13 protein-coding genes are annotated in these 14674 nt (G+C 60.4%); 12 read left to right on the top strand and 1 reads right to left on the bottom strand.

Annotated elements, in window-relative coordinates; translation table 11 throughout:
• Positions 1–36 precede the first annotated feature (36 nt).
• On the top strand, positions 37–483 hold the full coding sequence (locus tag PSEST_RS12650) for an Hsp20 family protein (RefSeq protein ID WP_015277367.1): 447 nt from the start codon (positions 37–39) through the stop codon (positions 481–483).
• 56 nt (positions 484–539) lie between these two features.
• Here PSEST_RS12650 and PSEST_RS12645 read toward each other — a convergent pair whose 3' ends face one another.
• Entirely contained in the window at positions 540–1415 is an 876-nt protein-coding gene (locus tag PSEST_RS12645; protein ID WP_015277366.1) for a LysR family transcriptional regulator, read from the bottom strand.
• A 136-nt stretch (positions 1416–1551) separates the two neighbouring features.
• Between PSEST_RS12645 and leuC the strand changes: the two genes are divergently transcribed.
• The 11 genes from leuC (at position 1552) to PSEST_RS12590 (ending at position 14608) form a co-directional block, all read left to right on the top strand.
• Positions 1552–2979 carry a 3-isopropylmalate dehydratase large subunit gene (gene leuC / locus PSEST_RS12640; protein WP_015277365.1) on the top strand — a complete coding sequence of 476 codons (1428 nt, stop codon included), beginning with the start codon at positions 1552–1554 and terminating at the stop codon, positions 2977–2979.
• A gap of 11 nt (positions 2980–2990) precedes the next feature.
• Positions 2991–3638: a 3-isopropylmalate dehydratase small subunit gene (gene leuD / locus PSEST_RS12635; RefSeq protein WP_015277364.1), complete on the top strand. Its 648-nt coding sequence runs from the start codon at positions 2991–2993 to the stop codon at positions 3636–3638.
• 95 nt (positions 3639–3733) lie between these two features.
• Positions 3734–4816, top strand: a complete 1083-nt coding sequence (gene leuB / locus PSEST_RS12630; protein WP_015277363.1) for a 3-isopropylmalate dehydrogenase — start codon at positions 3734–3736, stop codon at positions 4814–4816.
• A 54-nt stretch (positions 4817–4870) separates the two neighbouring features.
• Positions 4871–5983 (top strand): aspartate-semialdehyde dehydrogenase, encoded by a 1113-nt coding sequence (asd, locus tag PSEST_RS12625; RefSeq protein WP_015277362.1) that lies wholly within the window; start codon positions 4871–4873, stop codon positions 5981–5983.
• A 136-nt stretch (positions 5984–6119) separates the two neighbouring features.
• Positions 6120–7130, top strand: a complete 1011-nt coding sequence (locus tag PSEST_RS12620; RefSeq protein WP_015277361.1) for an aspartate-semialdehyde dehydrogenase — start codon at positions 6120–6122, stop codon at positions 7128–7130.
• A gap of 146 nt (positions 7131–7276) precedes the next feature.
• Entirely contained in the window at positions 7277–10009 is a 2733-nt protein-coding gene (locus PSEST_RS12615; RefSeq protein WP_015277360.1) for a FimV/HubP family polar landmark protein, read from the top strand.
• A gap of 2 nt (positions 10010–10011) precedes the next feature.
• Positions 10012–10872: a tRNA pseudouridine(38-40) synthase TruA gene (gene truA, locus PSEST_RS12610; RefSeq protein ID WP_015277359.1), complete on the top strand. Its 861-nt coding sequence runs from the start codon at positions 10012–10014 to the stop codon at positions 10870–10872.
• Between the two features lie 91 nt (positions 10873–10963).
• Positions 10964–11587: a phosphoribosylanthranilate isomerase gene (locus tag PSEST_RS12605; RefSeq protein ID WP_015277358.1), complete on the top strand. Its 624-nt coding sequence runs from the start codon at positions 10964–10966 to the stop codon at positions 11585–11587.
• 210 nt (positions 11588–11797) lie between these two features.
• Positions 11798–12691, top strand: a complete 894-nt coding sequence (gene accD / locus PSEST_RS12600; RefSeq protein ID WP_015277357.1) for an acetyl-CoA carboxylase, carboxyltransferase subunit beta — start codon at positions 11798–11800, stop codon at positions 12689–12691.
• Positions 12688–13992: a bifunctional tetrahydrofolate synthase/dihydrofolate synthase gene (gene folC / locus PSEST_RS12595; RefSeq protein WP_015277356.1), complete on the top strand. Its 1305-nt coding sequence runs from the start codon at positions 12688–12690 to the stop codon at positions 13990–13992. The genes accD and folC overlap by 4 nt, the downstream gene beginning before the upstream one ends.
• On the top strand, positions 13976–14608 hold the full coding sequence (locus PSEST_RS12590; protein WP_015277355.1) for an SPOR domain-containing protein: 633 nt from the start codon (positions 13976–13978) through the stop codon (positions 14606–14608). Before folC ends, PSEST_RS12590 begins: the two co-directional genes overlap by 17 nt.
• The last annotated feature ends 66 nt before the right edge of the window (positions 14609–14674 follow it).

Here is a 14674-nt window from a genome sequence, read left to right as displayed (position 1 = left end):
CGCCTGTTTCAACTCGCTGATTTCAGGAGGTTTATCATGAGTTCGTTTCCCATGGCCCCTCTGTTCCGGCAATCCGTGGGCTTCGATCGTTTCAACGACCTGTTCGAGTCCGCCCTGCGCAACGACACCGGCAGCTCGTATCCACCCTATAACATCGAGAAACACGGTGACGACCAGTATCGAATCGTGGTCGCTGCCGCCGGATTCCAGGAGTCCGATCTCGATCTGCAGGTAGAGCGTAGTGTGCTGACCATCAGTGGCGGGCGGCGCGAGAGCGAGGCCGAGAACGTCACCTATCTGCATCAGGGTATTGCCCAGCGGGCGTTCAAGCTGTCGTTCCGGCTGGCCGACCACATCGAGGTGAAAGGCGCTGCGCTGAACAGTGGCTTGCTCAAGATCGATCTGGTGCGCGTGGTGCCGGAAGAGGCCAAGCCCAAGCGCATCCCGATCAACGCCGATCAGCGGCCCGCGCTGGAGGGTTGATCTGCAAAGAAGAGAAGGGCGCTATAGGCGCCCTTTCTTGTAGTTGTCTCGTCTGGTCAGTCACCGCGTTCAGCATCCAGCAGTGCCATGAAGGCCCTCGCCGCATTGGACAGGGTGCGTTCCCTATGCAGGATGTAGCCAAGTTGCCGGGTCAGCTGAATGCCTGGCAAGGGCAGGCTGACTACCTGTTCGTCGAGCATGCTGCGCGGCAGTACGCTCCAGGCGATGCCGATGGAAACCATCATCTTTATGGTCTCCATGTAGTTGGTGCTCATGGTGATATTGGGCGTCAGCCCCTCGCGTTCGAACAATCGCTGGGCAATGTGGTGGGTGAAGGTATTGCCGCCGGGAAAGACGGCCGGATGCCCAGCGATATCGGCGAGCTGGATGTCAGTCTTGCTCGCCAGTGGGTGCTCGGGGGCTACGACGAAATCCAGCGGGTCGTCCCACACCTTCACCGCTCTGACCGGTTCGGCTGTCTGCGGCGCAAGGGTGATCACCGCGAGTTCGGCGCGGCCGTGCAGTACCTCGTCATAGGCCACTTCCGAGTCGAGAAAACGGATATCCAGGCTGACCTGCGGATGGGCGCGGGTAAAGGCGCGCAACAGCGGCGGCAGACGATGCAGGCCGATGTGATGACTGGTCGCCAGGCTCAGCCGGCCGCCGATGTCGCCGTTGAGGTTGGTCAGGGCGCGGCGGGTGTCGTCGAGCACGTTGAGAATCTGATAAGCGCGCGGCAACAGCGCGCGGCCGGCCTCGGTTAGCCCGATCTCACGGCCGAGCCGGTCGAAAAGGCGTACATCGAGTTGCGACTCCAGTGCCGCGATGCGCTTGCTGACGGCTGGTTGAGTCAGGTGCAGGCGCTCCGCGGCCAGCGAAAAGCCACCTGTTTCGGCGACAGCAATGAAAGCGTTGAGGTTAGCCAGGTCCACGTGTCGCTCCGATTCCAGGTGGGAATGTATTGGATGAAAAATATGAATTTGAGTAATTGAATGCAAGCCCCTAGCATCGACCCCATAAGCGCAAGGGCTATTTGCCCCGCATAGAAAGCAGATGAGGAAAAGTCCGATGGCCGGTAAGACGCTTTACGACAAACTCTGGGAAATGCACGAGGTGAAACGTCGCGACGATGGTTCGTCGCTGATCTACATCGACCGTCATATCCTTCACGAAGTGACCTCGCCACAAGCGTTCGAAGGCCTGCGACTGGCCAACCGCAAGCCGTGGCGCATCGATGCCAACATCGCCACCCCGGACCACAACGTGCCGACCACCAAGGGCGAGCGCCAGGGCGGCCTGGAAGCCATCGCCGACGAAGTGTCGCGCATCCAGGTGCAGACGCTGGACGAGAACTGCGACGACTTCGGCATTCTCGAATTCAAGATGAACGACGTGCGTCAGGGCATCGTCCATGTCATCGGCCCAGAGCAGGGCGCGACATTGCCTGGCATGACCGTGGTCTGCGGTGACTCGCACACCTCCACCCACGGCGCCTTCGGTGCCCTGGCCCACGGCATCGGCACCTCGGAGGTCGAGCATGTGCTCGCCACCCAGTGCCTGGTGGCAAAGAAGATGAAGAACATGCAGGTGCGCGTCGAAGGCAAGCTGCCGTTCGGCGTCACCGCCAAGGACATCGTGCTGGCGGTGATCGGCAAGATCGGCACCGCCGGCGGCAATGGCCATGCCCTGGAGTTTGCTGGCAGCGCAATTCGCGATCTGTCCATGGAAGGGCGCATGACCATCTGCAACATGTCCATCGAAGCCGGTGCCCGAGTGGGTATGGTGGCAGTGGATGAAAAGACCATCGCCTACGTCGAAGGCCGCCCATTTGCGCCGAAGGGCGACGACTGGGACAAGGCCGTCGAGTTGTGGCAGGGCTTGGTTTCCGATGACGACGCGGTGTTCGACACCGTCGTCGAGCTCAAGGCTGAGGACATCAAGCCGCAGGTCAGCTGGGGCACCTCGCCGGAAATGGTGCTGGCCGTCGACCAGAAGGTGCCGGACCCGGCCGTCGAGGCCGATCCGGTCAAACGTGACTCCATCATGCGCGCGCTGAAGTACATGGGGCTGAACGCCAACCAGCCGATCACCGAGATCAAGCTGGACCGCGTGTTCATAGGTTCTTGTACCAACTCGCGGATCGAGGACCTGCGCGCGGCGGCTGAAGTCGCCAAAGGGCGAAAGGTGGCGGCGAACGTCAAGCAGGCGCTGGTGGTGCCGGGTTCGGGGTTGGTCAAGCAGCAGGCCGAGGCCGAAGGGCTGGACAAGATCTTCGTCGAGGCCGGCTTCGAGTGGCGCGAACCGGGCTGCTCAATGTGCCTGGCGATGAACCCGGACAAGCTCGGCAGTGGCGAGCATTGCGCCTCGACCTCCAACCGCAACTTCGAGGGGCGTCAGGGCGCCGGTGGACGCACCCATCTGGTCAGCCCGGCCATGGCGGCCGCTGCGGCGGTAACCGGCCACTTCATCGATGTACGCGAACTGGTCCAGGCCTGAGGAGAGAACGGATGAAAGCCTTTACCCAACACACCGGCCTGGTCTGCCCGCTCGATCGTGCCAACGTCGATACCGATCAGATCATTCCGAAGCAGTTTCTCAAGTCCATCAAGCGCACCGGCTTTGGCCCTAATCTGTTTGACGAGTGGCGCTATCTGGACGTCGGTCAGCCGAACCAGGATTGCTCGCAGCGTCCGGTGAACAAGGACTTCGTGCTGAACTTCCCCCGCTATCGGGGTGCAAGCGTCCTGCTGGCTCGGGAGAACTTCGGCTGCGGCTCCTCCCGCGAGCACGCGCCGTGGGCCCTGGAGGAGTACGGCTTCCGTACGATCATCGCGCCGAGCTTTGCCGATATCTTCTACAACAACAGCTTCAAGAACGGCCTGCTGCCGATTGTGTTGAAGGAAGAGGAAGTCGATGAGCTGTTCGCACAGGCCGAAGCCAGCGAGGGCTACCAGCTGACCGTCGACCTCGCCGCGCAGGTCGTGACACGCCCGGACGGCAAACAGTACAGCTTCGAGGTCGACGCTTTCCGTAAGCACTGCTTGCTCAACGGTCTGGACGATATCGGCCTGACGCTGCAGGACGCCGAAGCGATCAAGACCTTTGAGGCCCGCCACCAGCAGAACCAGCCATGGTTATTCGGCGCCATCAAGTGATATGAGGGTAGGGTGGATGACGCATCATCCGTCCACTTGCAGAGTTTTGGTGGATGAACACAACGGCATCCACCCAGTGAAAATCGAGGAATGTGATGAGCAAACAGATTCTGGTTCTGCCCGGTGATGGTATCGGCCCGGAGATCATGGCCGAGGCGGTCAAGGTTCTGCAGCTGGCCAATGACAAGTTCCAGCTGGACTTCGAGCTGAGCTATGACGAGTTGGGTGGCGCAGCAGTCGACAAATATGGCGTGCCGCTGGCGGACGAAACCCTGGAGCGTGCGCGTGCTGCCGATGCGATTCTGCTTGGCGCCGTTGGCGGCCCGAAGTGGGACACCATCGATCCGGCCATTCGTCCCGAGCGCGGTCTGCTGAAGATTCGCTCCCAGCTGGGCCTGTTCGGTAACCTGCGTCCGGCACTGCTTTATCCGCAGCTGGCAGAGGCTTCGTCGCTCAAGCCGGAAATCGTCGCCGGTCTGGATATCCTCATCGTTCGCGAGCTGACCGGTGGCATCTATTTCGGCCAGCCGCGCGAGAGCAAGGTGCTGGAGAGCGGCGAGCGCATGGCCTACGACACGCTGCCGTACAGCGAGAGCGAGATCCGCCGCATCGCCAAGGTCGGCTTCGACATGGCCATGGTGCGCAACAAGAAGCTCTGCTCGGTGGACAAGGCCAACGTACTGGCGTCCAGCCAGCTTTGGCGTGCCGTGGTCGAGGAGGTGGCCAAGTACTACCCGGACGTCGAGCTCAGCCACATGTATGTCGATAACGCGGCCATGCAGCTGGTGCGCGCACCGAAGCAGTTCGACGTCATCGTCACCGACAACATGTTCGGCGACATCCTTTCCGACGAGGCGTCGATGCTGACCGGCTCGATCGGCATGCTGCCATCTGCCTCGCTTGATGCGGGCAACAAGGGCATGTACGAGCCATGCCACGGTTCGGCACCGGATATCGCTGGCCAAGGCATCGCCAATCCGCTGGCGACCATCCTCTCCGTTTCGATGATGCTGCGTTACAGCTTCAATCAGGTCGCAGCGGCCGATGCCATCGAGCAGGCGGTGAGCGATGTGCTCGATCAGGGCCTGCGTACCGGTGATATCTGGTCGGAAGGCTGTACCAAGGTCGGTACTCAGGCGATGGGCGATGCAGTAGTCGCGGCCCTCGCGAAGTTGTAATCTTCTGGCCCGCCTTAATCTGCGCGGGCCACTTTTTCTATAGGTGTAGTTGCGATGAAACGTGTAGGTCTGATCGGTTGGCGCGGTATGGTCGGTTCCGTGCTCATGCAGCGGATGCTGGAAGAGCGGGATTTCGACCTGATCGAGCCCGTGTTCTTCACCACTTCCAATGTCGGCGGCCAGGGCCCCGATATTGGCAAGGAAACCGCTGCGCTGAAGGACGCCTACAGCATCGACGAGCTGAAAGGTCTCGATGTGATCCTGACCTGTCAGGGCGGCGACTACACCAATGAAGTCTTCCCGAAGCTGCGTGAAGCCGGCTGGCAGGGCTATTGGATCGACGCGGCGTCGTCGCTGCGCATGCAGGACGATGCGGTGATCGTGCTCGATCCGGTGAACCGTCGTGTGATCGACCAGCAACTGGATGCCGGCACCAAGAACTACATCGGCGGCAACTGCACCGTCAGCCTGGCGCTGATGGGGCTTGGCGGTCTGTTCGAAGCCGGTCTGGTCGAGTGGATGAGCGCGATGACCTATCAGGCAGCCTCCGGCGCCGGCGCGCAGAACATGCGCGAACTGATCAAGCAGATGGGTGCAATCAATGCGGCCGTGGCCGATGATCTGGCCAATCCCGCCAGCGCGATCCTGGATATCGACCGTAAGGTGGCTGAAACCCAGCGTAGCGAAGCATTCCCGGTCGACAATTTCGGCGTGCCGCTGGCCGGCAGTTTGATCCCCTACATCGACAAGGAGCTGCCGAACGGGCAGAGCCGTGAGGAGTGGAAGGCGCAGGCTGAGACCAACAAGATCCTCGGTCGCTTCAAGAACCCGATCCCCGTTGACGGCATTTGCGTCCGCGTCGGCGCTATGCGCTGTCACAGCCAGGCCCTGACCATCAAGCTGAACAAAGATGTGCCGATCTCCGATATCGAAGGGCTGATCAGTCAGCACAATCCCTGGGTCAAGCTGGTGCCGAACCACCGCGATGCCAGCATGCAGGAGTTGAGTCCGGCGGCAGTCACTGGAACCCTGAGCGTGCCGGTGGGGCGTCTGCGCAAGCTGAACATGGGCTCCCATTATCTAGGCGCGTTCACTGTGGGTGACCAACTGCTGTGGGGTGCTGCCGAGCCTCTGCGTCGTATGCTGCGTATCCTGCTGGAACGTTGATGCGTCTTCTGTGAGGTGCCCGACGCCGCGACTTTGTTCGCGGCGTTTTCATTTATGCGGTGTGCCGCTCGGCGGCGCTGCTTGCAGCGATCTGTCATTTCGCTACAGTGCCGGTCCTTAATGCGTGGAGGTGGCGATGCCTACAGGTGTCGGTGTTGCGGTTGTCGGATCGGTCAGCCTGGTAGGCGAAGCGCTGGTCGAGGTGCTCGAGGAGCGTGCGTTTCCGCTAAGCGAGTTGCACCTGCTGGACGCCGGCGAGGGTGTTGGCCACACGGTTCCGTACAACGGGCGAAATTTGCGCGTAAGCGCGGCGGATCGTTTCGATTTCGCGCGTGTGCAGCTGGTGTTCCTCGTCGGTGCCTCCGCTCTGGTGAGCGCGTGCCATGTCGCGGCGAGTGCCGCCGGCTGCCGGATCGTTGATCTTTCAGGCTCGATCTCCGTGGACGAACAGCCGTGTCTGGTTCCGGAGGTCAACGGTGCGGTGCTCGATTCTTCATCGGATCGCCGTGCTGTTGCCAGTCCACTGCCGGCGTCTGTTGCACTGGCGCTTGCGTTGGCACCTGTTCGGCATCAGCTGGGGTTGCTAGGCGTCACGGTTACGGCGTGCCTGCCAGTCTCCAGTCGTGGTGTCGCAGGGGTGAAAGAGCTGGCGAGACAGACGACCGAACTACTGAACGCTCGCCCGTTGGAGCCACGCGTGTTTGGTCGGCAGATGGCGTTCAACTTGCTCGCGCAGACGGAAGAGGTCGATTCGCATGGATACGGCGCGCAGGAACGGCGCCTGGTCGACGAGCTTCGTCAGCTCCTGCAAAACCCTGAACTGGCGGTGGCTGTCACGTTCATCCAGGCGCCGGTTTTTTTTGGTGAAAGTCTTGTAGTGTCGTTGCGCTGCAGTCTTGAGGTCGATCCGCAGGCGCTATCTGCGGCTCTCGAAGCGGCTCCGGGTGTTGAAGTCGTGGGCGGCGATGACTACCCGACGGCGGTCGGTGATGCGGTCGGGCAGGATGTCATCTACGTCGGCAGGGTGCGCTGTGGCATCGGCGATCCACGCCAAGTCAATTTGTGGATTGTGTCTGATAACGTGCGAAAAGGCGCGGCACTGAATGCTGTGCAGTCCGGTGAGTTGTTGATAAAAGACTATCTGTAAAAGATACTTACTGGTAATTCAAAGAATATTTCTAGCCGATGCGCTGAACGGCTTATTGCTGATGGGGAGCCACCTGCAGGTGGCACGGGCAGTGAAATAAGACCCTCTCGTAGTTCGAGAAAAAAAGATAAACAAGGGATTAAATAATGGTTCGGGTTCGCAATCTGGTGCTGGCAATCGCGGCTGCTACCGCGCTGACTACAGAAATGGCCCACGCGCTTGGGTTGGGAGAGGTCACGCTTCAGTCGTCATTGAATCAACCGCTGATCGCGGAAATCGAACTGCTGGATGCCAAAAGCCTGGCTCCGGGAGAGGTCATTCCCGTCCTGGCTTCGCTTGAAGAGTTCAATCGTGCCGGTATTGATCGGCAGTACTTTCTGACAGACCTGAAATTCACTCCCGTATTGCGGCCGAATGGCAAAAGCGTAATTCAAGTCTCCTCCAGCAAGCCGGTACGCGAGCCGTATCTCAATTTTCTCGTAGAGGTACTCTGGCCGAACGGGCGCCTGCTACGCGAATATACCTTGCTGCTCGATCCACCACTTTACTCGCCTGAAACAGCCGCTGCCGCCGCGCCCCAGCTGCCTATTTCCGCGCCGGCACCGCGAGCCGTTGAGCCAGCACGTCCTGCACCTGTTCGTTCGGCTGCCGCTTCCCCTGCCAGCGTTGCCACTGCTGCCCCGACGCAGGATGGCAGTCAATACAAGACCTCCGCCCGCGATACGCTTTGGGACATAGCTGAGCGTAATCGCCGTAGCGGTACCGTGCATCAGACAATGCTGGCGATTCAGGATCTCAATCCGGATGCCTTCATTGACGGCAACATAAATCGCATGAAGAGTGGGCAGGTGCTTCGTCTGCCGGATGCTCAGCAGATATCCAAGCGTTCGCAGGGTGAGGCGATCGCTCAGGTGGCTGAGCAGAATGCGGCGTGGCGCCAAGGTCGGAATGCTGCGGTTGCTGGCTCTCGCCAGCTGGACGCGACGCGTCGTACCGAGGCAGGCGATGCGCCGTCACGTAGCGATACCGGCGATAATCTCCGCCTTGTGGCGGCCGATGCTGGTAAATCTACTGCAGGCTCCGATACAGGCTCTGGCGATAGCGGCAAGGCTCTGCGGGACAAGCTTGCTGTAACGCAGGAAAGCCTCGATTCCAGTCGCCGCGAAAACGATGAGCTGAAAGATCGTCTGAATGACCTGCAAGGGCAGCTGGAAAAACTGCAGCGTCTGATGCAGCTCAAGGATGACCAGCTTGCCAAGCTCCAGGTGCAGCTGGGTGCTGAAGGTCAGGCCCCCGCTGCGATTGACACTGCAGGCCAGCAGCAGCCGTCTGTTGCGGCGGATGATGCCCGCTCAGCGCAAGATAGAGCTAGCGGGACTGGTGCTGACTCTGAGGTCGACTCCACGCCGACCAACCAGCAAGAGCCGGCGCCGGTCGCTGCTCCTGCGCCTGTCGAGCGTCCTGCTGCTGCCAAGCCGGCGCCTAAACCTGCGCCTGCGAAGCCTGTAGCACCTGTTGAGCCGGAGCCCAAAGGGCTGATCGATGATTTGCTGTCGAATACCCTGCTGCTTGGCGCGGTTGGTGGCGGTGCATTGCTGCTGCTTTTGGTAGGTTTGATGGCACTATCGCGCCGCAATGCGATGAAAGAGGCCGAGTTGCAGGAAAGTCTGATGGCAGTCGACACGGTCGATGACCTGCGAGTCGGGACGCCCGCTTTCGTCGATATTGGTCAGGAGCAGCCTGAGCCAGCACCGTTTCAGACATCCAGCGCGGCTGCGCCGGAGGAGCTGGCCGGAACCACTGGCGATGCCTTGGCCGAGGCAGATATCTATATTGCGTACGGCCGTTTCAACCAGGCCGCAGAGTTGCTGCAGAACGCCCTCAATGACGAGCCGCAGCGCAGTGATCTACGTTTGAAACTCATGGAGGTCTACGCCGAGCTGGGCAATCGCGAGGGCTTCGCCCGTCAGGAAGCTGAACTGCGCGAGATCGGTGGTGCAGCGATGGAGGTGGAGCAGCTGAAGCATAAGTATCCAGCGATGGTCACAGTTGCAGGCGCGTCGGCAGCTGCGGTTGCAGCAACTCAGTTGGATGTGGATAGCTTCGACCTCGACGACCTTCAGCTGGACGATCCGGCTCCTCTGGCCGCAGGGCAGGATCTGGACGATGCGTTCGATCTCAGCCTCGACGATCTCGATATTGATCTGAGCGATAAAGCTCAAAGCGCTGCACCGGTCGACCAACCATTCAACTTCGATGATTTGTCCCTGGATGAGCCCGAGGCTGGGCGCGATGTACAGCCTGCGGCGAGCGATTTCTCCTTCGATCTGGAAGAAGAGGCAAGCGTTCCAGATGCTAAACGGGACGATTTTTCGGATTTCTCCTTTGATCTGGATAGCGAAAAGAATACCGCAGCGACCGACACTGAGTTTTCGCTGAGTCTTGATGAGGAATCGCCCGTAGCTCCTGCGGCTATGGAAAATGATGAACTTGACTTCGAACTGGCTGAGCCTACTGGCACATCGAACGATGAGCTTCCAGATGGGTTCGACATCTCGCTCGACGAGCCTGAGTTCGAGGCGCAGCCGAATGGCTTTGCCGAGCAGCTGAGCGAAGTGGAAGCGGATCTGGACAATTTGTCCCGGGATCTGCAGGAACCGGCCTCCGCTACCGCCGGCAGCAGCGCTGATGGGGCGTCGGATGACGACTTCGATTTCTTCTCGGATACCGACGAAACCACCACGAAACTGGATCTCGCCCGGGCCTATATCGATATGGGTGATGCCGAAGGCGCTCGCGATATCCTTGATGAGGTGATTTCCGAAGGCAGCGATGCCCAACAGCAAGAGGCGCGAGATATGCTCGCCAAACTAGCCTGATCATGACCCAAGCAGTACCCGATACGGCAGCCGAAATGGCTGCCGTCGGCGTTTCCAGGATCGCTCTGGGCGTCGAATACAAGGGATCCCGCTACCGTGGATTCCAGCGCCAGCGCGCAGGCGTGCCGTCGATTCAAGAATCACTCGAAACCGCGCTGAGCAAAGTCGCCGGTGGTCAGCCCGTAACTTTGAGCTGTGCCGGACGCACCGATGCGCTGGTGCACGCCAGTGGTCAGGTGGTGCATTTCGATACGACCGTCGCGCGTAGCATGCATGCGTGGATCATGGGGGCGAACATGAACTTGCCGCCTGATATCAGCGTCACCTGGGCGAAGGAGATGCCGCAGCGCTTTGATGCTCGTTTCAGTGCCATGGCGCGCCGATACCGTTATGTGATCTACAACGATCAGATTCGCCCAGCGCATATGGCTGAAGAAGTGACCTGGAATCACCGCCCTCTCGACATCGAGCGGATGCGTGCTGCCGCCGCGGCATTTGTCGGTACCCATGATTTCAGCGCCTTCCGAGCCCGGCAATGCCAGGCTAAATCGCCAATCAAAACCATCCATCACCTCGAGTTGCTCGAACATGGTCGGCTGATCGTCATTGATGTGCGAGCGAACGCTTTCCTGCACCATATGGTGCGGAATTTCGCGGGTGTGTTGATGACCATCGGTGCTGGTGAGCGGCCAGTCGAATGGGCTGGGGAAGTGTTGCAGTCGCGTATACGCCGAACCGGCGGGGTTACGGCACACCCCTATGGCCTCTATCTGGTCGAAGTCGACTATCCGGAAGAGTTCGAGTTGCCGAAACGCTACCTCGGTCCGCACTTCCTGTCGGGTTTGCCGGATGTGCGTTGCTGATGCGTGCGACCCAATATCCAGTCGCCTATTCGCTTGCAGGTGACCGGTCTTTTGTTACCATCCCGTTTCCCTCTCGATAGGTAGATAGTCGGTGCCAGTCGTTCGCAGCAAGATATGCGGGATAACTCGTGTCGAAGATGCACTGGCCGCCGCTCACGCAGGCGCAGATGCCATTGGCCTAGTGTTCTACTCCAAGAGTCCCCGCGCTGTGAGTGTTCAGCAGGCCCGTGAGATCATTGCGGCCCTTCCTCCTTTCGTTACTACGGTCGGTCTGTTCGTCAATGCCAGCCGTTGCGAGATCAACGAAATTCTCGACGCTGTTGCGCTGGACGCTCTGCAATTTCATGGCGACGAAACGCCTGCGCAGTGCGAGGGCTTCCATCGTCCGTGGTTCAAGGCGCTGCGAGTCGGCGGCGATGAGGATGTCGCCGGCCAGGTAGCTCGCTATGTGAATGCCAGCGGTATTCTGCTGGATACCTTTGTTGCCGGCGTGCCGGGTGGAACGGGCGAGCGCTTCGATTGGTCGCTGATTCCGCCTGGGCTGACCAAGCCCTTGATTCTTGCGGGAGGCCTGACGGCAGAGAATGTCCAGCAAGCCATTGCCGAGGTCCGGCCATACGCGGTGGATGTCAGCGGTGGTGTGGAAGCGAGCAAAGGCATCAAGGATGCGGCCAAGGTGCAGGCCTTTGTGGAGCGCGTTCGTTCGGCCATGTGACGCATGGGCAGCCGTGGCCGTCCAGTAACGAGTCGCTGGGAGACCAGCACCGTATTTGTGGATTTCCGCCACGTGGTGGAAATCGGAGTTCCGCGGCTGCGCCTCGTAAGCGCATCGCTCACGCGATCCAGTGCTTGTATGCATGATCGCAACGATGAATCTACCCGTAGTGCGAGTGCGCTCGGGACTGAAGCTTTGGAGAACAAGAGCATGAGCAACTGGCTGGTAGACAAACTGATCCCTTCGATCATGCGCTCGGAGACGCAGAAGAGTTCGGTCCCCGAAGGCCTCTGGCACAAGTGCCCCTCCTGTGAGGCGGTTCTGTACCGCCCCGAGCTGGAAAAGACCCTCGATGTCTGTCCTAAGTGCCAGCATCACATGCGCATCGATGCCCGCACTCGGCTCGATATCTTCCTCGATGCCGAAGGGCGCGAGGAGATTGCCGCGGAGCTGGAGCCGGTAGACCGCCTCAAATTCCGTGACAGCAAGAAATACAAGGATCGCCTGTCGGCAGCTCAGAAGCAGACCGGCGAAAAGGATGCCTTGGTCGCGATGAGTGGCAAGGTTGTCAACGTCCCGGTAGTGGCCTGCGCCTTTGAGTTTTCCTTCATGGGTGGCTCCATGGGGGCGATCGTTGGTGAGCGCTTCGTTCGTGCTGCGAACGTCGCGCTGGAAAAGCGCTGCCCATTGATCTGTTTCTCCGCTTCAGGCGGTGCGCGGATGCAGGAAGCCCTGATCTCCCTGATGCAGATGGCCAAGACTTCGGCGGTGCTGGCACGTATGCGCGAAGAAGGCCTGCCGTTCATCTCCGTTCTCACCGACCCCGTTTACGGCGGCGTTTCCGCCAGTTTGGCGATGCTCGGTGATGTAATCGTCGCAGAACCCAAGGCGCTGATCGGCTTCGCCGGACCGCGAGTGATCGAACAGACAGTACGGGAAAAACTGCCGGAAGGTTTCCAGCGTAGCGAGTTCCTGTTGGATCATGGTGCGATCGACCTGATCATTCCTCGTTCGGAGTTGCGCGCACGCCTGTCGCGTCTGCTGGCTCAGATGCAGAAACTGCCGAGTCCGGTCGAACCCGCTCAGGTAACGGCTACTGCATGACCGAGCGGAGTCTGGCTGACTGGCTCGCCTACCTTGAGCAGCTGCATCCCACGGCCATCGACATGGGGCTGGATCGGGTCCGGTTGGTGTCAGCCAGGCTTGGCCTGACGCGGTCGGCTCCTCTGGCCGTTACCGTTACCGGGACTAACGGCAAGGGGTCTACTTGCGCGTTTATAGCCTCACTGCTGAACAGCCAGGGGATGCGGGTTGGCACCTACAGCTCGCCACATCTGCTGCGCTACAACGAGCGGGTCCAGCTGGATGGTTGCGAGGCAAGCGATCAGGAGTTGTGCGAGGCGTTTGCCGCAGTCGAGGCTGCCCGTGGTGAAGTGTCTCTGACCTATTTCGAGATGGGAACACTCGCTGCCTTCTGGCTGTTCGAGCGTGCCGAACTCGACGCTGCCGTGCTTGAAGTCGGACTTGGTGGGCGTCTCGATGCCGTCAACATCGTCGATGCCGATCTGGCGGTAATCACCAATATCGGGCTCGATCATGCCGATTGGCTGGGCGATACCCGCGAAAGCGTTGCGTACGAAAAAGCCGGAATCATGCGGGCAGGCAAGCCGGTACTTTGTGGTGATCTGGATGTTCCTGCACCGCTACTGCAACAGGCTGAGTCGCTGAAGGCGCCGCTCTTGCTGCGCGGTCGCGATTTCGATCTGGCGTTCGCTCCCCGCGCCTGGCATTGGCGGGGTGTCGGCCCGGCGGGAGAACCGTTGGAGCTGCACGGACTGCCACTGCTTTCGTTGCCGATGGAGAACGCTGCAATAGCCCTGCAGGCGTACGCTTCGTTGGGTTTGCCGTGGGATGTGAAGGTTCTGTCCGCGGCGCTGGAGCAGACTCGCGTGACAGGGCGTCTTGATCGTCGGCAGATCACTTGGCGTGGCCGCAAGGTCTCGCTGTTACTTGACGTCGGCCACAACCCGCACGCCGCCAGTTATCTCGCTCAACGCATCGAGCAGCGACCGATTGCTGGTCGCCGGCTGGCCGTTTTTGGGCTACTGGCAGATAAGGATCTCGACGGCGTGCTCGATGCAGTGCAAGCGAGCATCACTGACTGGGCCGTGGCTCCGCTACCGACGTCACGTACGCAATCAGCTACACAGTTGTCGGCTGCGCTGCTTGAGCGAGGCGCTCTGGTCGGCGAGTATGCGAGCATCGAGCAGGCGCTCGACGCTCAGTGCGCCAAGGCTGAACCCGATGACGAAGTGTTGGTGTTCGGATCGTTCTATTGCGTAGCTGCAGCGCTTGGATGGCTGGAACGGCAGGCGGAGGTGGGTGGGGATGGCGATGCTCGATAAGGGGCTGTTGCAACGCATGGTTGGTGCGCTGGTGCTAATCGCGCTGGCTGTGATTTTTGTCCCGATGCTTTTCAATCGCGAAGACGATCTGCGGCACGTCACCGTCGACGCGCCCACCATTCCCGCTGCACCGGTGGTTGCTGAAATCGAGATGCAGCCAGTCGACGTCCCGGAACCGGAGCAAGAGCCGGGGTCGGTGCCGGAAGGTTTCGAAATCATCGAAGAGGATGCTGAGCCGGCTACCGGCCCTGCGATTGCCGAGCAGGCGCCGGCGCCGATCGAGCCGGTAGTTCCGGTGGCGCCAGCCGCTGCCCCGGCAGCGCCTGCTGCGCAAGCGCAATCGCCGGCAGCTGAACCTCGCCTGGATAACAACAACTTGCCGGTCAGCTGGGCGATTCAGCTGGCCAGCCTGTCTAATCGCGCCAGTGCCGAGAACCTGCAGCAGACATTGCGCTCCCAGGGCTATAACGCTTACATCCGCACCGCTGATGGTATGAACCGCGTTTTCGTCGGTCCGCTGGTGGAGCGTAGCGAGGCGAATCGGCTTCGCGATGTGTTGCAGCGACAGCAGAAGCTCGATGGCTTCGTCGTGCGCTTCAAGCCAGAAGGCAGTTGATCTGCTGAGGCGCCGGCCGAACGCCTGAACAAAGGCCTCGATCGGCGCATGGCTACCGGCGAGCCG

The organism is Stutzerimonas stutzeri RCH2, assembly GCF_000327065.1.
GTDB classification, from domain to species: domain Bacteria; phylum Pseudomonadota; class Gammaproteobacteria; order Pseudomonadales; family Pseudomonadaceae; genus Stutzerimonas; species Stutzerimonas stutzeri_AE.
This window is presented reverse-complemented; position numbering and strand designations above follow the sequence as displayed.

Excerpts from the sequence above, each read along its gene's own strand:
- folC (WP_015277356.1), top strand. The coding sequence starts at position 12,688 with ATGACCGAGCGGAGTCTGGCTGACTGGCTCGCCTACCTTGAGCAGCTG.
- accD (WP_015277357.1), top strand. The coding sequence starts at position 11,798 with ATGAGCAACTGGCTGGTAGACAAACTGATCCCTTCGATCATGCGCTCG.
- leuD (WP_015277364.1), top strand. The coding sequence starts at position 2,991 with ATGAAAGCCTTTACCCAACACACCGGCCTGGTCTGCCCGCTCGATCGT.
- leuC (WP_015277365.1), top strand. The coding sequence starts at position 1,552 with ATGGCCGGTAAGACGCTTTACGACAAACTCTGGGAAATGCACGAGGTG.
- PSEST_RS12615 (WP_015277360.1), top strand. The coding sequence starts at position 7,277 with ATGGTTCGGGTTCGCAATCTGGTGCTGGCAATCGCGGCTGCTACCGCG.
- PSEST_RS12650 (WP_015277367.1), top strand. The coding sequence starts at position 37 with ATGAGTTCGTTTCCCATGGCCCCTCTGTTCCGGCAATCCGTGGGCTTC.
- PSEST_RS12620 (WP_015277361.1), top strand. The coding sequence starts at position 6,120 with ATGCCTACAGGTGTCGGTGTTGCGGTTGTCGGATCGGTCAGCCTGGTA.
- leuB (WP_015277363.1), top strand. The coding sequence starts at position 3,734 with ATGAGCAAACAGATTCTGGTTCTGCCCGGTGATGGTATCGGCCCGGAG.
- asd (WP_015277362.1), top strand. The coding sequence starts at position 4,871 with ATGAAACGTGTAGGTCTGATCGGTTGGCGCGGTATGGTCGGTTCCGTG.
- PSEST_RS12590 (WP_015277355.1), top strand. The coding sequence starts at position 13,976 with ATGGCGATGCTCGATAAGGGGCTGTTGCAACGCATGGTTGGTGCGCTG.
- truA (WP_015277359.1), top strand. The coding sequence starts at position 10,012 with ATGACCCAAGCAGTACCCGATACGGCAGCCGAAATGGCTGCCGTCGGC.